The 22,138-nt window shown below is 60.2% G+C and carries 24 protein-coding genes; 6 read left to right on the top strand and 18 right to left on the bottom strand.

Annotation, left to right across the window (positions count from 1 at the left end; translation table 11 throughout):
* Positions 1-160: 160 nt before the first annotated feature.
* Positions 161-3,478 (top strand): post-COAP-1 domain-containing protein, encoded by a 3,318-nt coding sequence (locus VGM51_02400; protein ID HEY3411886.1) that lies wholly within the window; start codon positions 161-163, stop codon positions 3,476-3,478.
* On the opposite strand, the gene VGM51_02395 is transcribed toward VGM51_02400, so the two are convergent.
* From VGM51_02395 to VGM51_02360, 8 genes are all read right to left on the bottom strand, one after another.
* Positions 3,397-3,933: a hypothetical protein gene (locus VGM51_02395; protein HEY3411885.1), complete on the bottom strand. Its 537-nt coding sequence runs from the start codon at positions 3,931-3,933 to the stop codon at positions 3,397-3,399. The genes VGM51_02400 and VGM51_02395 overlap by 82 nt on opposite strands.
* Positions 3,934-3,971: 38 nt before the next feature.
* Positions 3,972-5,546, bottom strand: a complete 1,575-nt coding sequence (locus VGM51_02390; GenBank protein HEY3411884.1) for a glycosyltransferase family 39 protein — start codon at positions 5,544-5,546, stop codon at positions 3,972-3,974.
* Positions 5,547-5,665: 119 nt separating this feature from the next.
* A complete protein-coding gene (locus VGM51_02385) occupies positions 5,666-6,058 on the bottom strand; it encodes a type II toxin-antitoxin system death-on-curing family toxin (GenBank protein HEY3411883.1) in 393 nt (130 codons plus the stop codon).
* Positions 6,055-6,279, bottom strand: a complete 225-nt coding sequence (locus VGM51_02380) for an AbrB/MazE/SpoVT family DNA-binding domain-containing protein (protein HEY3411882.1) — start codon at positions 6,277-6,279, stop codon at positions 6,055-6,057. Before VGM51_02380 ends, VGM51_02385 begins: the two co-directional genes overlap by 4 nt.
* Before the next feature lie 59 nt (positions 6,280-6,338).
* Positions 6,339-6,872 (bottom strand): hypothetical protein, encoded by a 534-nt coding sequence (locus VGM51_02375; protein ID HEY3411881.1) that lies wholly within the window; start codon positions 6,870-6,872, stop codon positions 6,339-6,341.
* 45 nt (positions 6,873-6,917) lie between these two features.
* The gene (locus tag VGM51_02370; protein ID HEY3411880.1) at positions 6,918-7,685 is read right to left on the bottom strand and encodes a glycosyltransferase family 2 protein; all 768 of its coding nucleotides are present in this window, start codon (positions 7,683-7,685) and stop codon (positions 6,918-6,920) included.
* A complete protein-coding gene (locus VGM51_02365; GenBank protein HEY3411879.1) occupies positions 7,682-8,749 on the bottom strand; it encodes an NAD-dependent epimerase/dehydratase family protein in 1,068 nt (355 codons plus the stop codon). Before VGM51_02365 ends, VGM51_02370 begins: the two co-directional genes overlap by 4 nt.
* Complete coding sequence (locus tag VGM51_02360) at positions 8,746-9,819, bottom strand: NAD-dependent epimerase/dehydratase family protein (GenBank protein ID HEY3411878.1); 1,074 nt, start codon at positions 9,817-9,819, stop codon at positions 8,746-8,748. Before VGM51_02360 ends, VGM51_02365 begins: the two co-directional genes overlap by 4 nt.
* Before the next feature lie 392 nt (positions 9,820-10,211).
* Here VGM51_02360 and VGM51_02355 point away from each other — a divergent pair, with 392 nt between their 5' ends.
* A complete protein-coding gene (locus tag VGM51_02355; protein ID HEY3411877.1) occupies positions 10,212-10,481 on the top strand; it encodes a type II toxin-antitoxin system ParD family antitoxin in 270 nt (89 codons plus the stop codon).
* Positions 10,482-11,267: 786 nt separating this feature from the next.
* Here VGM51_02355 and VGM51_02350 read toward each other — a convergent pair.
* The 4 genes from VGM51_02350 to VGM51_02335 form a co-directional block, all read right to left on the bottom strand.
* Positions 11,268-11,681: a site-specific integrase gene (locus VGM51_02350; GenBank protein HEY3411876.1), complete on the bottom strand. Its 414-nt coding sequence runs from the start codon at positions 11,679-11,681 to the stop codon at positions 11,268-11,270.
* Between the two features lie 28 nt (positions 11,682-11,709).
* Positions 11,710-12,117, bottom strand: a complete 408-nt coding sequence (locus VGM51_02345) for a HEPN domain-containing protein (protein HEY3411875.1) — start codon at positions 12,115-12,117, stop codon at positions 11,710-11,712.
* Positions 12,104-12,439, bottom strand: coding sequence for a nucleotidyltransferase domain-containing protein (locus VGM51_02340; GenBank protein HEY3411874.1), 336 nt, complete (start codon positions 12,437-12,439; stop codon positions 12,104-12,106). Before VGM51_02340 ends, VGM51_02345 begins: the two co-directional genes overlap by 14 nt.
* Positions 12,440-12,514: 75 nt before the next feature.
* Positions 12,515-13,438 carry a tyrosine-type recombinase/integrase gene (locus tag VGM51_02335; GenBank protein ID HEY3411873.1) on the bottom strand — a complete coding sequence of 308 codons (924 nt, stop codon included), beginning with the start codon at positions 13,436-13,438 and terminating at the stop codon, positions 12,515-12,517.
* A gap of 125 nt (positions 13,439-13,563) precedes the next feature.
* Here VGM51_02335 and VGM51_02330 point away from each other — a divergent pair, with 125 nt between their 5' ends.
* The gene (locus VGM51_02330; GenBank protein HEY3411872.1) at positions 13,564-14,541 is read left to right on the top strand and encodes a transposase; all 978 of its coding nucleotides are present in this window, start codon (positions 13,564-13,566) and stop codon (positions 14,539-14,541) included.
* A 378-nt stretch (positions 14,542-14,919) separates the two neighbouring features.
* On the opposite strand, the gene VGM51_02325 is transcribed toward VGM51_02330, so the two are convergent.
* Positions 14,920-15,177: a hypothetical protein gene (locus tag VGM51_02325; GenBank protein HEY3411871.1), complete on the bottom strand. Its 258-nt coding sequence runs from the start codon at positions 15,175-15,177 to the stop codon at positions 14,920-14,922.
* 57 nt (positions 15,178-15,234) lie between these two features.
* Positions 15,235-15,627, bottom strand: a complete 393-nt coding sequence (locus VGM51_02320; GenBank protein ID HEY3411870.1) for a hypothetical protein — start codon at positions 15,625-15,627, stop codon at positions 15,235-15,237.
* A 101-nt stretch (positions 15,628-15,728) separates the two neighbouring features.
* Between VGM51_02320 and VGM51_02315 the strand changes: the two genes are divergently transcribed.
* Together VGM51_02315 and VGM51_02310 are read left to right on the top strand one after the other, a co-directional pair.
* The gene (locus VGM51_02315) at positions 15,729-16,274 is read left to right on the top strand and encodes a hypothetical protein (protein HEY3411869.1); all 546 of its coding nucleotides are present in this window, start codon (positions 15,729-15,731) and stop codon (positions 16,272-16,274) included.
* A 39-nt stretch (positions 16,275-16,313) separates the two neighbouring features.
* Positions 16,314-16,439 (top strand): hypothetical protein, encoded by a 126-nt coding sequence (locus VGM51_02310; GenBank protein ID HEY3411868.1) that lies wholly within the window; start codon positions 16,314-16,316, stop codon positions 16,437-16,439.
* 662 nt (positions 16,440-17,101) lie between these two features.
* Here VGM51_02310 and VGM51_02305 read toward each other — a convergent pair.
* A complete protein-coding gene (locus tag VGM51_02305) occupies positions 17,102-18,052 on the bottom strand; it encodes a diguanylate cyclase (GenBank protein HEY3411867.1) in 951 nt (316 codons plus the stop codon).
* Between the two features lie 480 nt (positions 18,053-18,532).
* On the opposite strand from VGM51_02305, the gene VGM51_02300 reads away from it, so the two are divergent.
* Positions 18,533-19,213: a hypothetical protein gene (locus VGM51_02300; protein ID HEY3411866.1), complete on the top strand. Its 681-nt coding sequence runs from the start codon at positions 18,533-18,535 to the stop codon at positions 19,211-19,213.
* 334 nt (positions 19,214-19,547) lie between these two features.
* On the opposite strand, the gene VGM51_02295 is transcribed toward VGM51_02300, so the two are convergent.
* From VGM51_02295 to VGM51_02285, 3 genes are all read right to left on the bottom strand, one after another.
* Positions 19,548-20,012: a hypothetical protein gene (locus VGM51_02295; protein HEY3411865.1), complete on the bottom strand. Its 465-nt coding sequence runs from the start codon at positions 20,010-20,012 to the stop codon at positions 19,548-19,550.
* A 235-nt stretch (positions 20,013-20,247) separates the two neighbouring features.
* Positions 20,248-20,910, bottom strand: a complete 663-nt coding sequence (locus tag VGM51_02290) for a PIN domain-containing protein (GenBank protein HEY3411864.1) — start codon at positions 20,908-20,910, stop codon at positions 20,248-20,250.
* 93 nt (positions 20,911-21,003) lie between these two features.
* The gene (locus VGM51_02285; GenBank protein HEY3411863.1) at positions 21,004-21,918 is read right to left on the bottom strand and encodes a tyrosine-type recombinase/integrase; all 915 of its coding nucleotides are present in this window, start codon (positions 21,916-21,918) and stop codon (positions 21,004-21,006) included.
* Between the last annotated feature and the right edge of the window lie 220 nt (positions 21,919-22,138).

Below are 22,138 nucleotides of genomic sequence, written 5' to 3'. Positions count from 1 at the left end.
GCTCGCCAGGTGTCCATTCCGCGTGACACACGATGCGACAACTCCAGATAACTAGGTCTGTTTATCGCAATCAGGTGTACAATTGGTGGCGGCTTGGAGGCCCGATAAAGACCTCGGTTCATGTGCAGCGTTGTCTTGATTCTGCCCGGAGGAGGTTCTCGTGACTGACCCACTCGTCATTGACCGCAGTCGCCGAAGATTTGTAGCGGTTTGCCTTTCCATAGGCATACTTTTTCTTTTCGCCATGCCAGCGAAAGCGCAGCCGAAAATCTCGCCCAAGGCCCAGGAGATGATCCGGGCGATTCACAAGGAGAAGGCGGCCAGGACGCCGGCGCAACGCAAGATAGATCCCCACTTGCTGTACGCGTCCCGCCGGGAGCGAGGCCAGGAAGTCGCTCCGGGCATCCAGGATATCCCCGGGATGACCAAAGGGGTGAAGGGCGACGCGAGCGGACGGGTCGAAATCGACATACGCGGAACCATTACGGACGCGCTGCTCCGGCAGATTCAATCCTTGGGCGCGCAAGTGGTGAACTCGCATCCCCAGCGGGGGGCGGCGCGCATCCGCATCCGTCTGCAGCGGTTGGAAGAGCTGGCTTCCCTCCCCGAGGTGACGTCTCTGTTACGTGCTGAGCAGCCAATGACAGGGCGAGTGATACCCACCACCACGGCTCCATGGCTCGTCCCCCAGCGCATCGATTCCGCTCAGCGGTTGGCAACGGTAAAGAGTTTGCTGCCCGCGCAAATCAGACGAGCGGCGGCGGGGCCATTGCTGGCGAGCCTGGGCCGGTTACCGTATCTTGGGCTCTTCTCGTTCGCGGGCACGGTTCAGACCGAAGGCGACGTGGCCCACGAGGCAGACCAGTTGCGGGCCGCTGGGATCGACGGCACGGGCATCAACATCGGGGTGCTCTCGGATGGCGTTGACAGCCTCAACAGCCTATTTACGGCCGGGGAACTGCCCCAGGTAACCGTGATTCCCAATCAGGCTGGCTCCGGCACGGAGGGCACGGCGATGCTCGAGATCATTCACGACATGGCTCCCGGGGCGAATCTGTTCTTCGCCACCGGCGGTGGCGGCCAGGTTCAAATGGAGGCCAATATCATGGCGCTTCACCAGGCCGGCTGCCAAATCATCGTGGACGACATCGGCTATCCCCTCGAAGCCGCGTTTCAGGATGGATTTGTGTCCATCGCTGTGGACTTGGTGACACTGGCGGGGCGGCTCTATTTCAGCTCCGCCGGCAATTCCGGGAACTTCAACGACGGGACCTCGGGCGTGTGGGAAGGGAACTTCAATCCCCTCGCCATCTACGATGGCAAGCTCGCTCACGTCTTCAGCAACGGCGACATCGGAAACACGATCCTGGCGGCGAGCAGCAATGATTCACCGGTGACGTTGCAGTGGTCCGACCCATACGCTTCGTCCGAAAACGACTACGACCTTTACGTGGTGGATAGTAACGGAGTCGTCTGCTCCTCCACGTACGGACAACATGGAGCAGACTCCACCCCAACGGAATGGTGCGGCCCCGCGCCGGCAGGCTCCAGAATCGTGGTGATCCTGTACGACGGGGATGCGGCGCGGGCTCTGCATGTGAATACCAACAGGGGCCGGCTGCAATACGGAACACCCGGCCAGACCTTCGGCCACCACGCCGCATTCAACACAGTGACGGTAGGCGCGGTGCCCGTGGCGACGGCAGCGGGCGGCGTCTTTCCCGGAGGTCCAACAACCCAGGTGGAAACTTACAGTTCCGACGGACCGCGGCGAATGCTCTACACGTGGGACGGGATTCCGGCTACGCCCGGCTGTCTGACATATTTCTGCGGACAGGAACTGTTTAAGGTAAACATCGCCGCAGCCGACTGTGTGAGCACGGCCTCCCCCGGCTTCCAGCCGTTCTGCGGGACTTCAGCCGCCGCACCCCATGCGGCAGCGGTGGGCGCGCTACTCTGGTCGGCCAAGCCGTCAGCCACTCCGGAGGAACTGAAGCAGGCCATGTACTACGGGGCGCTCGACATTGAAGAGCCAGGCTGGGACCGGGATTCAGGCTACGGCATCGTCATGGCCCGACGGGCATTGAACCTGCTCGCGCCCTTCGATTTCCAGATTGGTAAAACGCACGGAAGCGCCTTTTACCAGGGGCAAACCAGTGCTATCTATCAGATCAACGTCCGGAACATCGGCGCATCCCCATCGATGGGTCCGGTAACGGTCACCGAAAGTCTGCCGTCCGGTCTCACGCTGGCGAGCCTCTCAGGAACTGGCTGGAGCTGCGCCACAGCAACCGCATCCTGCACAAGAAGCGACCCCCTGGCGCCGAATACCAACTATCAGCCGATCACGGTAACAGTGAACGTCTCGTTGAGTTCGGCGCCCAGTCTGACGAACGTGGCGGCGTTGCAGTCCGCGCTTGATGGAACCCCCGACAACAACACGGCATCCGATATCACCGTGGTGCAACAGCTGACATTTACGACAGCCACCGCGGCTAGCGGTCAATACAGTGACACAACATTGCTGAGAGCGTCGGTCATTCCCGCCGTCCCCGGCACAATGGAGTTTCGTCTGGATGGAACCCTGGTGGGAAGCGCACCGGTCACCGCCGGCGTAGCGTCGCTTTCCCACGTCATACAGGCAGCGTCGGGGAATCATGTGATCGGCGCTTATTTCGTCAGCAGCAATCCGCTCTACCTGGGTAGCTCGGGCTCGGCGACGCTCACCGTAAGCAGGGAAGACACCAACGTTACGCCTCTCAGCTCAAATCCAGCAGCCGTTAAAGTGAACACAGCCGGTGGCACAGCCGGCCCTGTCACTTTGCAGGCCGACATTGTGGAGGTGGCGGACGGAGGCCTCGGAGACATTCAGAACGCCGTGCCGGTTTCATTCCGGCTGATCCCCCAATTGGGTGGCACGACGCTGCAATGCACTGCACAGACCTCGACGCCAACGCCGGGGACACTCCGCGCAGCCTGTGCCTTCACTGGTCTGGCTGTGAATTTGTACCTGATCGAGATCCGCATTGGGGGCGATTACTACACGGGATCGGGCAGTTCCGTACTGAGCGTGTACGATCCATCGCTGGGCTTTGTCACCGGAGGCGGTTCCATCCTGCACAACGGCTACCATGCCAACTTCGGCTTCACCCTGAAGTTCCTGAAGAACGGCAACGCGCAGGGCTCGCTGCTGTACATCGAGCACCAGCCAGCGGGCGACGTCAAATTGTCGAGCAATGCATTGAGCCCGCTAGTGATCGTCGGAAACTCGGCGGCCATTCAAGGCAAGGCAGTACTCGCCGGCACCGGCAATCACAGTTTCGTGGCGACGGTCATCGATAATGGCGACCCCGGCGCAAATGACCGGTTCGGCATTCAGGTGAAAGATCAAGCGGGTCAGCTCATACCTTTACTCACCTTCGAACCATTGAACATTGCGGGAGGGAATATCCAGATACCACTGACACCCGGGAAATGACCGGCAGCGCGGGCCGGCGCCCATCGGCCCGCGTCACTTAGCGGGTTTCCCAGCGGCTGCACCGGGATGCTGACGCGGTATAGCGGCCGGCCGTCCGGCGCCAGCAGATCAAAACTCCCGCCGATGCTGGGAGGCCCGGATTGACCGCCGAGGAACGTCGATGTCCGTTCGTGCACCGTGCCGTCACCGCCAAGACCGTTCCAGGCGCCGGACTCCAGGTGCGTGGGCGGAGTCACCTGGAAGTGGAGGGAGACCGCGAGCCGGCCGGAGCCGTCGCCGTACACGGCCTGAACGTCAAGACGATCGCCGTTGCGGATCCCTTTCAAGGACGTGAGCTTGAAGTGTGCAACGTTCTGTCCACCGCCAAGATCCTCCACCGGCTTGGCGGGCGGCTTGGCGCAGCCGGCGAGGAGCAGGACACCCGTTACGGCGAGATTCGGCGATACCCAGTGCATCTTTTGAGTCTACGAGTCTACGTTCCCGCCGCGCCGAATCATCGGGATGACACTTCGGTTCGCCCCACATAGCGAAACACGCGGATATCTCCCCCCCGGTCCGAGCCAGGGGCAGGCGGCGTCTGCACCCACTTTTCCGGATGCCGGCGCAGACCCTCCATGAGCATCTGTCCGTGCCGCGTGAGAGAACCGGCCCGGTCCACGACAATGATTCCGGCAGGAATCTTCTCTAGCGCGGCGAGCATCTTCTCGTGGTCGTCATAGCGCGGCTGGTAGGTGTATCCCATCAGGTCTATGACGGCAAGCACTTTGGAGCCGCGTAGAACACGATGGCCCGGGCGCTTTTCCATCATCGCCACTTCAGAGATGAACACGCCTTCGCCCGTGCTGTTCGAGCACACCAGCAGCGCCGCATCCTTGAGGCTGGTATCGGCGATCAGGCTGGCGGCCGTCTCGGAGTAGCCACGTTGTTTCTTGGTGGGGATTTGCGATATGTTCCACGCCGCCAACCCAACCACAATGATGGCCAGGACGCCCGTTTGCAGCCTCGCCGGTATACCAACCAGGACTTGGCGCAAAGACTGCACGCCAAGCATAGCCAGCAGCATCAGCACCGGAACGCAGACGACGAGATGACGGATTTCCCAGGCGCCGATGAAGAACCGGGACAGGATTGCGCCAATCAGCAGCGCCGTCCCAGTCATCCACAATCCACTCGCCCGGCGGCGATAGATCATCCGCCCCAATACGAAAAGACCCACAATCATGGCCAGGCTGAGCAGCTTCCCCACAAAATCAACCCAGCTCAGCAAGGAACCTCTAAAACGGCTTGGAATGAACAGGACATCGCCGAAACGGCGCACCTTTTCGTGCTGCGCTCCGGGAATCAGCAGATACCAGGGACCGGCCACCGCCAGCACGAAGACAGCCGGCCACCAGAACGAGAACCGCCGCAGCAACCCGAATCTTCCGCTCAACAGGACGGCAACGGGCGGCACAGCCACCAACAACACCGCGCTGCCTTTGGACAACAACGCCAGGGCGGCCCAAAGCCCGAACCACGCCGAGTTCCGCCACACGGGCTCATCCAAATAGCGTGCGAAAGCCAACGTTGCGAAAAGAACGAGGAGCGTGAGCAGAATCTCCGTCATGACCAGCATGCTGCCGATAGCGATGGCCTTGGATGTGAGGAAGAGGATCGCAGTAGCGATTCCCACCGCCAGCCCAAATTCCTGGCTGGCAATCTCAAAAACCACGGTCGTCAAAAAAGCAGTCAATGACGCCATCAGGAGCATGACCGATACGTGCGACACGCCAAACACAAGCATCCACAGCGCCTGCACCATGTAAAAGACCGGGGGCCAGTGGCCCATCCCGACTTTTGGGTAATGCAAATAGTAGTTTTGCGCGTATGCCAGAGGCGGCCATGGCATGCCGGCCGCCAAATAGTCATGCGTCATGAGCCCGGTTACAAAGTGGGCCGGCTCGTCCGAATCGCCGCCAAATTCAGCGGCCAGCGCCCCTTTGGTCCACTGCAGGGTGACCACAATCCCGAACAGCGCCAGAAAGACCGAAACCAAAATCAACCATCGCCTATTTCGATCACCCGTCACGGAAGCATCACTTTCGACAACATAACCCCTGACGGTAGCATACTGCCCTGGATGGCCGCAGATGTTGCCAGCAAAAGTCGCCGGTGCGGCGGATAAGCCAGGACGGCCGCCCGGGCCTGCTACCTGGGCACGCTGTTGCTCTGAATCCAGGCAGCCAGGCCCTGTTCGTCCAGCGAGCCATCCGCCACGGCAAGCATCGTCTGGATGGCGTCCACCTGGTCCGCCGCCAGACGCAGGCCGTTGAAAGCCAGGAACACGCCGATGGAAAGGAACGCAGCCCGCTTGTTGCCGTCAACAAACGGGTGGTTTCTGGCCAAGCCGTAAGCATACGAAGCGGCCAGGTCCGCAATAGTGCTCCCGGGTCGGTAGGCGTGGGTGTTCAGCGGGCGGGCCAGCGCGGATTCCAGCATCGCCCGATCCCGGAATCCGCGGGCGCCCCCAAAAGCGGCCAGACTCTCCTCATGCAGCAGGAGCAGAGCCTTTTCAGCGATCCAACGCGGCGGCGTCTTCATTTTGCAAGGGCTTTGAACGTGTCGCGGTACTCTCTCATGAACTGCTGGCCGGCCTGGAGTTGCTCGTCGATCGCCGGATCGTAAGGCGTCAACAGGTAGCCCTCCGCCGTCTCGACGGCGTACAGCGTGTCACCCTTTTTGACCTTCAACCGCGAGAGCATCTCCTTGGGGATGATTACGCCGGAAGAAGTTCCGATGGCGGTCAGTTTGAGTGCAGTCATGGCGTCGCTCCTGGCATTAGTATAACCATTATAATGCCGCAACCCTTCACGCTCTCCTCTCACTTCACACGTTTCAGGCGAGACTCAGAATATGCCTCAAAGTCCTTTCCTGGCGCCGCTAGTGAAAACGTCTCGATGAACTCATCCGGCGACAGGATGCGAATTGCTTCTTTGGCCCTCCACCCTGCCGCGATGTTCTCGATTCGCACTGTTGTGAACGCAAGGGACTTTCCATCCGGACCAACAGAGTCCAGCGTGTACTCGTTGACGAATCCTTCCCCGTGAAATTGCCGCAGGACCAGCTTCTTCATCGCATTGTCGTAGCTGTACATGCCGATGTCCTCGTGCACTTCGGGCTTGCCTCCCGGCGACTTTGGCGCCCAGACGCTCTTGTTACGAGCAGACAGGAAACGCCCGTTCAAGTCGAATCGGTACTCCCGTGAGCTGACGCCTTCCCCTGGCTCGCCTGTTGCCCGGCCCTCCCACTTTCCTTCCAGAAAACGTAAGGCGGCCCACGGATCGGCCTGGGCTCCGGTGACCACAACCGCCAATACGGCGATCGCTGCAAGTCTGACGATATTCGGTTTGTTCACTGGAATCCTCGATCCGCGGGTAGTTTGCCAGCCTCGCCGCCCCGGTCACCGCACACGGTAATCACCGCGGCTGAAATACTTCTCCAGCCAGCAGTACAGCGCGATAAACAGATAGCGGCTGCCCATCTCGCGCAGCTTGAGTTTCGATTCCCCGCTGCGCCGGTTGCGCCACGTGATGGGGATGACGGTCCAACTGTACCCTCGCACGATGGTCTTGAGCGGCAGTTCCACGGTGAGGTTGAAGTGGGGTGAGAGGTAGGGGCGGCAGCCCTCGATGACCGTGCGGCGGTAGGCCTTGAAGGCGTTGGTGAAATCGTTCAGCGGCACCCTGAACAGCACGCGCAGGCAGAAGTTGGCGAAGCGGTTGATCACCAGCTTGTGGGTGGGATAATCGATCACGCCGCCGCCGCGAATGAAGCGCGAGCCGAAGACAGCGTCCCAACCTTCGTTCAACATCTGCCAGTAGCGGACCACGTCGCGGCAGTCGTCCGATTCATCGGCCATCATCACCACCACGGCGTCGCCGGAGAGCTGACTAAATCCGTAGGTGATGGCGCGGCCAAAGCCGTGCTCGCCCAGGTTCTGAACCGGCTTGCACTCCGGGATGCGGGCGTGGAGTTCCTGGAGCAGAGTCCAGGTGGCATCCGTGCTGCCATCGTCCACCACGATGATTTCATGGGGAATCTCATGTAGCCGCAACTCCAGATGGAGATGCTCCACCGTGGCCCCGATGCAGCCCGCCTCATCGCGGGCGGGGAGAACTACGGAGAGCAGCCACAGCGGCTCACGCGGCACGGGCGGCGGCGATTTCATGCGCGGCTCAGCTCCAGCCACTCCGGATGCGCGCTGGCGTGCTGGGCAATCTCGTCGAGAATCGCCGGGAGCTTCATCTCCAGTTGCCAGTAAAAATCGCGGGCGGCCTCGGTGTTGTCCATCGTCACCCAGGGGATGTCGTATTGGCGCGGCGCGGGATCGGCCTGTGGCGCATGGAGGCCGAATCGTCCGTCGCACCAGGCATTGAGCTGCGCCAGAGACATGGTGTTGGACACGCCGCCGCCGGCCGTGTAGACACGCTGTCCGGCGGCGCGGGCGGTGCGCATCTGGGCCAGCAGCAGCGCCGCCAGATCCCGCGGATGAAACGCATCCCGCGCCTGGTGGCCGGCGCCGTCAAATCCGATGTAGCGCAGCGGCCGCCGCCGCAGATGGGCGTTGATCCAATAGGCGAAGATGCCCTGTGCCGGCGTGCCAAACTGCCCTGCCCCGGCCAGCACGCCGCAGCGCGTGATCCACACGGGGAAATCGAAGGCGGCGCCGTATTCCAGCGCCATGATCTCCGACGCTAGCTTGGTGGCGCCGTAGAGAGAAACCGGCGCGGCGGTGGAGAAGCTCACACCCAGGCCGTTGACGCTCAGTCCGGGCGGCAGCGCGGCGGCCTCATCCACCACGAAGGCCGCGTCGCGCACGCATAGGGGAATGGAGCACAGCGCCGGTATGGAGTAAACACGGCTGCTGCTCAGCAGCAACAGCCCGGCGCGATGCTGGCGGCAGTATTCCAACACGTTGCCGAGCGCGGAAAGATTGTGTTCAAACAGTCGGCGGCTGCTGCCCTCGCCGGAGAGCCCGGCCAGCACGCTCGGATTGGCCGCCGCATCGATCACCCAATCGCAGGCGGGCAGGCCGGCGATGTCGCTAGCCGAGCGCAGCTCCCCGTGAACGAACTCCACTCCCAGCCGCTCCAGCCGCGCCCGGTTGGTCTCCGAGCCCGGCCTCATCAGGTTGTCGATGCCGGCGATGTGGATGCCCTCCACGCGCTCTAGCAGGCACTCCGCCAGTGTGCTGCCCACAAAGCCGCACACGCCTGTGATGAGGATTCTCATAGCGCCCCGGCGGGCAGACGCTGTTTCCAGCTCGCCGCGATTTCGGCGAAGATCACCGGCAAAGTCTTGCTGAGTTTCCAGGCCGGGTAGTGGTGCTGCATCTTGCGCAAATCGCTGTAGTAACAGATGTGATCGCCGATCCGGTTTTCGTCCACATAGCGCCAGTTCATCGGCTTGCCGGTGACGTCCTCGGCGAGGCGGAAGGCCTCGATCACGGAGCAGGAGTTGCTCTTCCCGCCACCGAGATTATATACCTCGGCCACGCGCGGCGCCTTCCAGAATTCGTGCATGAAGGCGGCCACGTCCTCGGAGTGGATGTTGTCCCGCACCTGCTTCCCCTTGTAGCCAAACACCTTGTATTCGCGCCCCTCCACGTTGCACTTCACCAGATAGCTGAGGAAGCCGTGCAGCTCCACGCCGGAATGGTTGGGCCCGGTGAGGCAGCCGCCGCGCAGCACGCAGGTGGGCATGCCGAAGTAGCGGCCATACTCCTGCACCATGACATCGGCCGCCACCTTGGAGGCGCCGAAGAGAGAGTGCTTGCTCTGATCGATGGAGAAGTCCTCGGCGATGCCGTGGGCGTAGGCGGCGTCAGCGTAGTCCCAACGTGTTTTCAGCTCGGCCAACGCCAGCGTGTTGGGCCTGTCGCCGTACACCTTGTTGGTGGACATGTGGATGAACGGCGATTCAGGGCAGCTCTGGCGCGCTGCCTCCAGCAGATGCAGCGTGCCCAGGGCGTTCACTTCAAAATCGAGGAAAGGGATGGCCGCGGCGCGATCGTGCGAAGGTTGGGCGGCGGTATGAATGATCAGGTCCGGCTTCAATTCTTTCATCAGGGCCAGGAGGCGTTCACGATTACGAATATCCATCGCCACATGGCGGTAGTCAGGAATCTCGGCCACCAGTTGCTCCAGCGCCCAACTGGTGTCGCCCTCCGGACCGAAGAACACAGCCCGGTGGTTGCTATCGATGCCTGTGACGGAGAAGCCGAGCCGTGCGAACGAGCGCGTGACCTCTGAGCCGATCAGACCGCATGAGCCGGTCACCAGAACTTTCTGTCCACTACGCATCGGGGAACCTTTTCTCTTCGCTTTTCAGCAACGAATAGCCTCTCGTTGCTAACTCTTGATATTAGTAGTTCCCCCGGCCCTACACCACCCTATTCACTTTCTGCGATGCTGGATTTCCTCCGGCGACAGCCCGAAGACCGTCAAGGCATCACCAAGCAGGAAGTCGCCGAGGCCTAGTGCGGGTCGAGCCGAACGAGGCTCGGCCCGCGTAGCTCTCACACCGCTACGCACCGCAGAACTGCTCATTCTCGCTTCAGAGTTCTTGACCTGCTACGGCTTCAGGGCCGGCGGCGCTTGAAACTTCTCAGCTTCTGAGTGCCTACGTCATTAAGATGCCAAATATTGTCATTACCCGCCATAGATGATAGCGGTCAAGCCAAGAGGGGGACACCATGCCGACCATGAACATTTCTCTCCCCGACCAGCTCAAGGACTTCGTTGCGGATCAGGTCGGCTCGAGCCGCTATAGCAGCATAAGTGAATACATTCGAGAGCTGACCCGCAACGACGAAAAGCGCAAAGCTCAGGGCAAGTTAGAAGCCCCGCTTGTAGAGGGCATCATGGGCGGCGATCCGACGGAGCGGACGCGACAGGACGGGGGCGATATTCGCCGTGAAGCTGTCAGTCGATTTGAAGTACGTAAATCCAGGAAGACAGCCTGACGGCCCGTGTTCTCAAGCGAGAAGCAGCCAATCGAGACCTAAAGGAATTTAATCTCTCGACCCTCATTCCGGGCCGATCGCAGTTCATCGACGGTGATTCGTCCTGTGTGTTTGCGCATTGAGGCAATCGTAGCGATAGCTCGATTGATCTCATCTTGCTGACGGTCTCTCCCGGGGGCGATCCTAGCGATTGGACGACCATGACGGGTGAGGATGAACTGACTAGTCCAACTACAGAACTTTGGGCACGGATTCATCACTGCTCTATTTCGGGAGACAGCCCGTTCACGCCCGTCGCTTGTCTCCCAAGAAGTCGCGGGCCTGGCTCTGGATTCGCATCAAGTTGAGCAGACTGTGTTCGATCCGAATTCCTACCGAGTAAAGGACTGTCCCTCTGGAGCACCAAACCACTTCTCCGAGGTTCAGTGAGTCCAGGTGATCCACCCGAACCAGAGTGCCAAGTTTGAGCGGAGAGCCGATCTCGATTCTCAAACCAGATGACGAGATCTCGACGATGCGTGCTGGAATAGATCCAGCCTCCTCAGGTAGGAGGAATAGTGAGGCTTGGCAATCAACCTCAACCCGTTCATCGCGACGCCGCTCAACACCAGCGAGGGTATCCAACTGAGTCTCAACCTTTTGAGGGTCTGTATGGAGGATGGAAGTGATGCTCATGGCAGTGTCAGTCTACAAGGCTGTATCGGAGGATGTTGTCTGTTTCTTTAGGGTGATCCGGAAATTAGCAGAGGCTTGTCCTCCCGTCCGCCGTCCACGACGGCAGGGCCATTACGTCTCGAGCAAATACTCCCCGCAAACCACTTCCACCTCGTCTGTGAATCCCTGGCCTCCGGGGAGATAACGATGCCGACAATTGCCGATGAGGCCTCGCTGGCGTGGCGATAAATGTCGGCGAATCCCAGGCTGAGTTGGGACTTCCCCTCCTTTAGGGCAAGGAGGATGCCAATCACCTTCCGCCGTCAAGCCCAGCCGGTCGTTGGGAGCCTCGGAGCGATTCTGCCGCGTTTCCAGGTAGCGCTCCGTGGTCTGAATGGAGGCGTGGCCCAGCAAAAGCTGGATCTGCTCTAGGTCCCCGCCCGCGGCACGGCACAGCTTGGCACAGGTGCGGCGCGTATCGTGAAACGAAAAGAATTCAAGTGAGCACTTTTCCGAACCTGAGAATCCCCGCCTTTGCAGGTACAAAGGGTGTCAGGCGGGAAGTCTCATGAACTTACTCACCAAACTGTGATCTAAGCCAAGCGGCTACAGTGTTGAAAAGCTGACCAGCTGCGTGCCGGGCTTCTTCCGCCTCTGTCCGCTCAGGAGAATACGGGGCACCGGGATAGCGAAAGCGCCAAGCGTACTGCGAGAGCCGCTCTATTCCGGCCAATTCAGTAGCGATGCCTCCGGCAAGCGGCAGACAAGCGTGTTTCAACTCGTCCAGGTCGTGCGTCTTCCTGAAAGAAGCCTGGTGCCAGGTGAGGATAGCTTTCATAGACTTCTCCGCACATTGCTGGGCATGGAACAGCGCCTCGGGCGCTAATCCAGCCGAGATTAGAACGACGCAGGCATCCAGGTCTGCCTGGGCGCGCTCAAGCCACTCCCGCGTCTCCGTAACCAGAGCCTCACGCGGACTCATATAGCAGTTTCCCCTCACGGACTACCGTCGCGGGCAAGGATGCCTTGACATAGGTTGCACGGCTTTCGAAATCGCTCTGTCGCCACGGGATCACGTCCTTCGGTATACCGAATCCAGAGAGGCGCGAATACACCTCGCTGCTCCGCATCATCACTTCAGGGGTGTCGTCAGGCACTACCACAAGAAAATCAAGGTCGCTGTCCGGCCCCGCTTCGTTGCGAGCCTCCGAGCCGAAGAGATAAATGCGGACAGGCCCGTAAAACTCAACGAGCCGCCGCGTCATTTCTTCAATCACTTCCTGTTTGGCGAGTTGAGTCTGCATCGCGTACTAGTCACTCCGCTCTCCGAGATTAGCGCATCTGGAATATCCCGAGTGTTTGGCGGAGCCTATGGTTCCTCATTCACCGTTTGCCGTCAAACCAAGCCGGTCGTTGGGGGCGTCGGCCAGATTCTGCCGCGTTCCCAGGTAGCGCTCCGTGGTCTGAATGGAGGCGTGGCCCAACAGGAGTTGGATCTGTTCCAGATCGCCGCCGGCGGCGCGGCAGAGCTTGGCGCAGGTGCGGCGCGTGTCGTGGGCCTGGAGCTTCACGCCCAGTTTGGCTCCGTATGAGGAAACCAGCGACAGAATGGCGTTGGGCGACAACGAAGTGCCGCTGACCTGATCGTGCCGGTTCATCCGCCGCAGTAGCCGGCCTTCGGTCAAACCAGCGGCCTCACTCCAAACGTCGACAGCGTGTTTGACCCAGCCCGGCACCGGCACGGTGCGGACCCGGCCGTGTTTACCATGCAGATCCGGAATCACCCAGCGGCCATCGCGCTGCTCAACCAAGCCAACATCCAGGCCGGTGACCTCAGCCCGGCGCAGACCGCAGCCCAGCAGCAATGCAAGGATGGAGCGATCGCGCTTGCCTTTCAATGTCCGCGCATCGGGCAGATCGAGCAGCGCCTGGGCTTGTTCCCGGGTCAGCCAGTTCCCTGCCCTGGTGCCGCTTTGCTTCACACCGGATACCTGCGTGACGCCGGCTGCGGCTTCCGGCCCCAGGTGACCGTTGAGCGCGGCCTCGCGGGCGAGTTTCCGTAACGCAGCCAGGCGCTGGTTGATGGTGGAGGGACTATAGCCCTGCTCTTCCAGCCAGGCGCGGTGCGCCTGCACGGTGGCCCGGGCGAAGGGAGGCCTCCCCTGCCCTGCCCACCAGACGAAGAAATCGTCGAGGGCTTTGGCGTACATCTTCTTCGTGGTGGGACTGGAAACGGCGTCCAGCACGAGGCGGCGGACGTCGGTCAAGTCGGGCGGCAGGGGCTGGAGGGCCGAGGAACTCATAGTTCGTAGCGCGGGAGACTGCTGCCTTTAGGCGACAGAGGGATAGCGCGGCGTGCAACGCACGCCCTGTTCCCGCTTTCCTTTCTGGTTCCTGTCTGTGTTTTGGAGTGATATACTCCTAAGTAGTGAAACTGACACTCCAACTTCAAGTCTTGCCCGACGCCGAACAGCGTCAGCGACTCTTCTTGACGATGGAGAACGTGAACGAAGCGGCCACGTTCGCGGCCAAGTGCGGATTCGACGCCAAGGTGTTCAGTCAGCCGTCCATCCACAAACTCGCCTACCGCGAGATTCGTGAGCGGTTCGGCCTCTCGGCTCAAATGGCCGTCCGTGCCATCGGCAAGGCCGTGGAAGTCTTTGCTCGGGATAAGAAGATCTGCCCCACCTTCAAACCGCACGGCGCAATCACTTACGACGAGAGAATCTTCAGCTTCAAGGGCGTCGATAGAGTCAGCCTGTGGGCCATGCCAGAAGGCCGGGTGATCGTCCCGATGGTTTACGGGGACTACCAGAAAGAGCGGTTTGACCGCATCAAGGGGCAGGCCGATCTTGTCTACCGTGGTGGCAAGTTCTTCCTGCTCTGCACGGTGAACATGCCCGACAATCTGCCTGTCGAGATCCACGACTTTGTTGGGGTTGACCTCGGAGTCGCCAATATCGCCACTACTTCCGATGGGAAGAACTACAGCGGGAGTGAGATCAAGGGTGTACGGCACCGGCATCGTCGGTTGCGATCCACTCTCCAGAAGAAACAGACCCGGGCCGCGAAGCGAAGGCTGAAGGAACTCGCCGGGCAGGAGTCCCGTTTTGCGACCTGGGTGAACCACAACATTGCCAAGCAGATCGTTGTTGAAGCTGAACGCACTGGACAAGGTATCGCCGTTGAAGAATTGGGCGGTATCCGTGACCGAGTTCAGGCCGGGCGGAAACAACGTGCAGTTCTGCATTCGTGGGCCTTCTCTCAATTGCGTCTCTTCCTGACGTACAAGGCCAAACTGGCGGGTATCCCGCTGGTGGCCGTCGATCCCCGCAACACAAGCCGGGAGTGTGCCGAGGGCGGCAACTCCCGACTGAGCAACTGTGTAGCTGTTTTGCATGGTTAGCTCAAAGCCGCCTGCTTTAGCTGGCGGTCGTTTACGTATCTAGATCCAGTGCTGCTTTCAATGCAGCCTCCAGTTCTTTGAGCAGGTCAGGGGAAAGAGTGCCTATCCGGCTCGTCAATTTCGAGCGGTCTAAAGTGGTCACTTGATGGCAGACTGCGACGCTAGGTTTAGTCAGACCAGAGGTACCGCCCGGAATTGCGACGACAGTAGGACCGCGTTCTGCCTGTGAGGCTGAAGTCGAGAGCGGGATGACTATAATGGACCTCCATTCTGGTGTCTGATTGAAGCCATCATGAGACACCAAGACCACAGGGCGGCGTCCCGTTTGTTCTGATTCGGATCGCGGGACAAGATCAGCCCAGTAAACGTCTCCGCGCCTCACTTGGAATCTCCTGTGGCGTCCAGAAGTGACTCGATGCCGGCCGACTCCAAGTCCGAATCAAGATCGAGCTCCGTACCAGCCATCTGTGTGGCGTAGGTCGCGATTGCATTGTGTCGGGCCTCTTTTGCCTGATTCCTCAGCCAGAAGTTGATTGCGTCGCGCGCCAAGGTGGTTGCAGGCACTCCGTTTCGGTCGGCCTCAGCCCGGAGTTGAGCGTAGACCTGTTCTGGAAGTGGCAGATGGAAGTTCTTCATATTGGTGACCTTGCTATTATTATGCCATGCTTTTGTGGCATTATTAGTGCCATTCCGTCAGGCCAACGACTCTAGTGCAGCCAGAGCCAATTGGAGTTGAAGCGGGGCGCCGGGGTGCTGCTTCTGCCAGAGGTGGGCGAGGAGCGGCGACAGCCAGACCCGCGGCAACCGGGCCAACTTGTGGATGCGGACGTGGCAGCGCGGGCAGAGTGTGATCAGCTGGGCGGATTCCTGGCAGCCGGGGCACCGGTGGTGGACATGGGGGCGGATCGGGACCGAGTCGCAGGCGGCACAGTGGTGGCGATCGCGGTTGAGGACGGCCAGGCGCAGGCCGCCGAAGCGACGGCGGGAGTTGGCGAGTTGCTGGCGGCAGCGGGGGCAGAGCGGGGTTCTGGGGGGTGCAGGGGCGCCGCAGGGGCAGAAGAGGGCTTTTTGCAGGGGGAATGGCATGATTGCCTCTTAACATATTATAATGTTGACTTATAGCATGCTAGAAAATACTCATTGGAAACGATTATTGCAAACCTGATAGAGTCGGGGGAGCCTCGACTATGCCCGCTCACCCCACCTATTGCCACCGGATTCCGGCCGCGCTCGACTCGCTCCGGCTCTCCACCAGCGACTGGGTGGACCGCCGCCAGCTCGAGGAACTGCTGGGCGTCTCAAAAACCGTCGCCTGGCGGCTGCTGCGCCACTGCGGCGCCGAGCCCGGCCCCGGCAATACGCTGATTTGCCGGCGGCCTGCACTGATTGCCCGCCTGGAGGAATTGCTGGCCGAAGGCGGCCGGCTGGACCACGAGATCCGCCGCCACGACCGCCTGGCCGCGTTTCTGGAGAAGATCCGCCCCCAGGTGCTGGCCAATCTCACCCACGTGGCCCGCGACGCTGAGGCTCTCGCAATGCTCAGCAGCCGGTTTCAGTCCCTGCCCGCCCATGTCGTGCTGACGCCGTCCAGCCTGCACATCGACTTCGACAGCACCGACCAGTTTCTGGCCGCCGTCGGCGCCTTGATCTACGCCCTCCACAACGACCTTGAGAAGATTCGGGACTTCCTCGAGCAGGACGCCGGCACACACCGCCCACAGATCCAGATCTGATCCCGGCCGGACTGAATCGGTAGGGCGCCGGAAAGCCACATGCTTGGCGGTCTGCCTGACTACGACCCCACCAAACCGCCGCCCGGCTCCATCAAGGTCACCCTGAACTTGAAGGACTTCCCGGCCTACAAAGCGATCCAGATCCCCCTCTATCCTGTGAAGTAACATGCCTTGTTTCGCTCTTCGCTTCAGACCGAAGGAATACTTTCGGGTCAGTCCCCAGTCATTCGGCTCGTCCCGAGCCAGCGGGACTCGTAAACACGCCGGCGTGGACCTCTACGCGCCGGTGGGTTCCGAGATCCTCGCCATTGAGGACGGCGTTGTGTCATGGAGGTGATACACCCAAGGGGACCGTTTCCCGCCCATCGCTATACATAGTCAGAGTGCCGGTTCTGGCCCGTAAAGTGTTATGGGGCTCAGGAAGATCGGTGATCTGACCTAGGCCTGCGTCGATTGCCAACTCTCCAAATCGTGTCCCAAGCCGAGAAGAAGTCGGCGGTGGTTACCATTTTTGGATAGCAATCTTGGCGTGCCTGAATTCGCTGCGGCGGACACCTCCAACCTGGTTTGGCCCCCGCCGGAGCATCTGCCCTCAGCCCTCCCCAGGTGGCCCTCGCACTGGCTGGGCGAACCACGCTTCCACCGCCGTCCAATCCGCCCCGGCTCCGAATCAGGATTTCTGCTCCCAGCCGCTCCATCGGCAACGCAGTGCTCTCTGCAACACCACTCCCCGGGATCGTGAGACGCAGCGGAGGCCGAGATCGGTGCTTTCCTCCGGCGTCTTGAATTCTTTATCGGCTAGCCACTTGGCGGCGGACTTTATGACTTCAGATTCCTTCAATCGATTGAGGTTGAGCTGTTTCGTAATGCGGCACCGTGAGCGATTCTGCCAGGACTGTCCGATTTCGGCCGCCCCGTTTGGCTTCGTAGAGGGCTGAGTCGGCAGAGCGGACAAGGTCTTTCGCGCTTTCGGCAGAGCCGGGCGCAGCGCAACAGGCTCCAAAGCTGGCCGTGAGCCTCAATTGATGGCCGCTGATCAGGAAGGGTTCGCTTCCCAGCAAGAGCCGGAGGCGTTCGGCGAGCGTGAACAAACGGAAATCGTCGCATCCGGGCACGACCATGATGAACTCCTCACCGCCATAGCGGCCGAAGGAGTCACCAGCGCGCCTAGCCCCTTGAATTCTTCTGGCGGCCTCGCGTAAAGCTTCGTCGCCCACCTGATGGCCGAAAGTATCGTTGACGCGTTTGAAGTGATCCAGATCAATCATGAGGACCCCCAACCCAATACCCTCGCGCAGGCAGCGCGAGGCTTCGCGGTCAAGCGTTTCCAGGATTGCGGCGCGGTTCCAAGTTTTGGTCAGCGCATCGCGGGTGGCCTGCTCCAGAAGCACCTTCCGGGTGGCAATCAGTTCGGTATGGAGATCGATAATCCGGCGGCCAACGCGGAGGCGAACTTCAAGCTCTTGTCGTTCAAATGGCTTAACAATATAGTCGTCCGCGCCAGCACTGAGACCCTCCACGGTGTCCTGTGTGAGTCCTCGCGACGTGAGCAGGATGAGATAGGTGTAGTTGTTGTGGCGCAACCCGCGAACCATCCGGCAGAGTTCCGGGCCGCTGTGAACGGGCATCATCCAATCCAGAACTGCAATCTGCGGTGCATCCGGTTGAGAGAGCACGGCCCATGCCTCTCCCCCGTCCCCGGCGCAAATGACGTCATATCCCCAGCTCTCGAGGGAGGATCCAAGCAGCCTACGCATGACAAGGCTATCGTCGGCCACCAGAATCTTCCATCGCGACATTATTTGAATATTGTACTTGGTTCTCCAACGATCATTTGGTGTGTTCCTTCCGGTGCGTTTCGTCCAACAGGTCATCTGGTGTCCACACCACGTGCCTTTGGGCGACGACGCTCTGCGCAAGGCTGCCAAGATATCCGCTCGGATCACTGGGGCTATGCTAGTGCCTACTCACCATACCCGCGAGGTGAAACCCGCATCAACCAGAACTCGTTCTTTGGGGGGACTTACGGTACCGACTCCGCAGACCGGTGATTCGCCTGTCATCGCCCGCTTTGGCCCCTGCTTTGGTTCAACAGACGCGGCGTGTAGCTGGCAATTTCCACTGCGCAACTCTGGCTGGAGTAAGTGTTGGAACTGCTGCTTGGTGGAATGATAGAATCGCGCGAGTAACGCCATGGATCCCGCACGAAGTCGAGCACAGATTCGCTTCCGGGTATTTGGGAGAGGAAGATTTTCACGATGCGCGAACATCACCGACGCGCTGGGCTATTCGTTGCCCCCAATCCGGAGCGTATTGCGGATGAGATAGGAGACGCGAAGTCGCTCTCTCAGCTTTGTCGTTCAGTTCTGGTGAGCTTTAAACAATTCGACAGCGGTCCGCATCCGATTGAAGCGGCGATTGGCTATATCGCCGTTCTGGGCAGTTGCGATCGTTCCCGATGCGAAGCCGAGTCGGCGTTTTATGCGTGTGTCTGCATTGCCGACGATGAGTTTGTGGTCGCGTTGCCGGAGCGATACCAGGCTTGGTATGCCGCCAAGCGGGATCATGTTGTGGTCGCGATTCAGCTTTACGTGTTGGAACTGTTTCGCCGGGCCGATGAACCTCGGCACTTGCTCGAAAATATGCAGTCGCTGGCAGGGGGGCATCGAAAGCACCTGATCGCGTTGCTTCAGCAGGCCGCGGCGCTGGATGTCACCAAGCGCTGGGAGGTTGATTCCGATACGTTCCGCGAGAGACTGAGCGTCGGGCAGACAGCTCTGTGCGAAGCTTTGAGCCGCCCCAATGGGCCGCCGGTTCAGAGCGAATCGAAGGTATATGTCGCAGAGGTTCCGGGCCCATCCTTCGCCATGCTATCGGCACCGGGTCTGATGACACGATTGTGGTTGGCGGTGCGGAAGCGCCCTGCGAATGCGGAGTAGTAGCGCCTTCAGGTGAACGACCAGTATGGCCAGACGAGTATGTTGAGCCAGTACGATCGACTGGGCATTCTTGAGTTCGGTGAAGATCTTGGGCTTAAGAACCCAGTCACGTTGGAGGTTATACGTCTTGGATGTGCTGATGGTGGCGCGATGCGAGGTGGTCCGTCCTGTGAGGACGCTGACTTGTGCGTCCTGAGCGTTCTCCGACAGACTGTAGCTGAGTTTGAGCTGCTCTTCCATACCGCAGAGTTCGCTGGCGGTTCGCGCCGGAATCATCGCTCAGAGACAGGGAGATCTTCGGCCGAAAGGTGCGCACGCCAAAGCAGATGCCGCCTCACTTTAAGCGGTCTGACAACGGGGGGGCGGACTTAGCCCTTAGGAGAGCATCTACCACGGCTTCCCCATCTGCCTCTATCCAGGGGGACGGCCAGCGTCGGACGGCGTCCTTCCACGGAAGTGGTGAGTCACCAACTTTGGAAATACTTAGCTGGTATTGGAGCAGAAGGATCGGCACAGCCGTCTCGGGGGTCAGCTGTACAATAACTCGAACACCTAACTTGCTGGGGTACACCGGATCCCAGATGTCGGCTGTGTCTTTGTAGTCCCTTTGGGTTACCTCCAGGATGCCGACGAAGCGTGAGAGATTCGTCGCGTAGCACAGCAAGTAGTCCCCAACTTCAGCCATGTTCAGCGTATCCCAATCCGTCTCTCGAATCCCGCACACGCTCGCTCCGTCGTCCAGGAACTTCTGCCATGTCGTGACGGTAAACCGACCCAGCCAATATGTTCGTTTTGCCATGCGCCAAGCTTCGCGGGGATGATTAAACCATGCTGGCGCGTCCGGCGTCAACTGCTCCTCCCCGCCGGCCGCTGGAGGGACGCCGGGCAATCCATTCTGCGCGGGCTCGACCGCAAGGTGAGACGCCTGTCAAGAGAACTGCTGCCTTAGCAAGCCGGGTGGCTTGTGGTCGAACGGCCGAGACGGCGCTCCCTGTCTCGGCTTCGAGAGTGATGCGCACTGGTCACGAAAGTGATCAAGCCGCAAACGGATTGCAGATTCGAGCGCCTAGAATCGCTTGCCCATCGTTTAAGTCCTCGGTGTGGAGCACCGCCGCCCCGGTCCGCGCTGCAGCGACAACGATCAGGGCGTCCCAGAATGAAAGTCTCGCCTGGTCAGCCAACCCAACCGCCGCTCGAACCGCCGCATAATCGATCACCATCAGAGGCCACGCCGTCAGATCTTCCAGGACGGCCAGGGCCTCCTCGCTCGAGCAACTCTGGCTCACTTTCTTGGTCAGCGTTACAAAAAGCTCCTGCAGCACTTGCGTGCTCACTCTCAACCGGTCCTCTTCCATCAATTCGGTCAGCAACCGTTGCGCGACCCGCTTCTTAGGCGAACTGCTCTTATCGAAGCCGTACACCAGCACGTTGGTGTCGACGAAACACAGATCCTTGTCACCGGTCATAAACGTCTTCACGGCTCCACTTCCGGTCACCGACCCGACAATGCCAGTTTCGAAAGCCGTTTTCAACCTCGCCCGGGCCAATCGTCTTCGGCTTGGCTCTTCCACCAGCGCCGCCAGATACTCCCGCACCAGCTGATTCACGCTGGTTCGTTGATCGAGGGCAACCTTCCGAGCCGCCAGAAGTAGTTCTTCCTCGACAACCAGAGTCACATTCTGTTTGGCGTGTCCCATGATGTCAGTCCGGTCAAGTGTGCGCCAATTTCCGCGGCGATTACAGGCCCGTCCAACGGGTATGAGCTATAGTCCAAGACCCTCCGCCTAGTTCTACCCTAGCCCAAGCCTGTCGCAGGGAGCATTGTGGAGGTCCAGTTGCAGTCCCAGGTAGAGCTGCGTGGTTAGCAGGCTGGAGTGCCCTAGGCACAGTTGAATCTGTTCGACGGCCGCGCCACCTCTATGGGCTAGTTTGGCGTGAGTGCGGCGCAAGTCGTGCGGTGCGAATTCTAGATGCAGGTCCACGCCGTAGCCCGTGACGATGCTCCAAATAGCCTGGGAGCTCAGGCTTGTGCCCCGGAGACGGTCCGCTTTGTCCATCGAGCGAAACAGGAAGCCATCGGATATCTCAGCGGCCTCGCACCAAGCGTCTAACGCGACTTTTGCCCAGGATGGTATCGGGACTGTCCGGATCCGGTTTCTCTTCCCAATCAGGTCGAGGATCACCCATCTTCGTTCGACCATGTGAATGTGTTGCCAAGTAAGAGCGCTGACCTCACTCCTTCTCAAACCGCATCCAACCATCACCGCAAGCAGTGCCTGATCCCGTTTCCCTTTGAGCGTCGTTGCGTCTGGAAACGACAGGAGTTGGCTGGCCTGATCCCGGTCGAGCCACCGCCCAGTCCTTGTCCCACTGTGCGGAACGCCCCGGACGCTGCAGATAGACTCCGCCAGGGGATCATCCAAGAGTCCGTTGCCGGCCGCTTCTCGGGCCAGCTTTCGGATGGCGCACAACCGCTGATTGATTGTTGTTGGCGCCAACGCTAAGGCTTCCAGCTCGGCACGAAAAGCCTGCACGGTGGAACGGCGGAATCCCATCTGTCCGGAGTGCTGATACCAGAGGAAGAAGTCGTGGAGCGCCTTGGAGTAGGCGCGTTTGGTGTGGGGTGAGAAGACCCCGTCCAGGACTAGGCGGGTCATGGCTGCCCAGGCATCCGAGGCCTGGGGAGCGAGCAAGGCGATGTCCATGGATTGATCGTGATGGATTGAAACCGGCTTGACCAGGAGCAATCGGTTGGCAGAGGAGGGTGATTGAGGATTTGGAAGGTCGTGGTTGATAACACCCATTATCGTTAGCGATTTTTGCTCGTTTGGACACAGCTGTGCGCCAACATAGAGAAGCAGGGGGAAACTGCTGTTGCCGGCCAAACCTCAATGGTTGATGCATATTCCGGAGATCCGAGCGCTG

Source organism: Armatimonadota bacterium (genome assembly GCA_036504095.1).
Lineage (GTDB): Bacteria > Armatimonadota > DTGP01 > JAKQQT01 > JAKQQT01 > DASXUL01.
The sequence above is the reverse complement of the archived record's forward strand: the minus strand, read 5'-3'. Positions and strand labels throughout refer to the sequence as shown.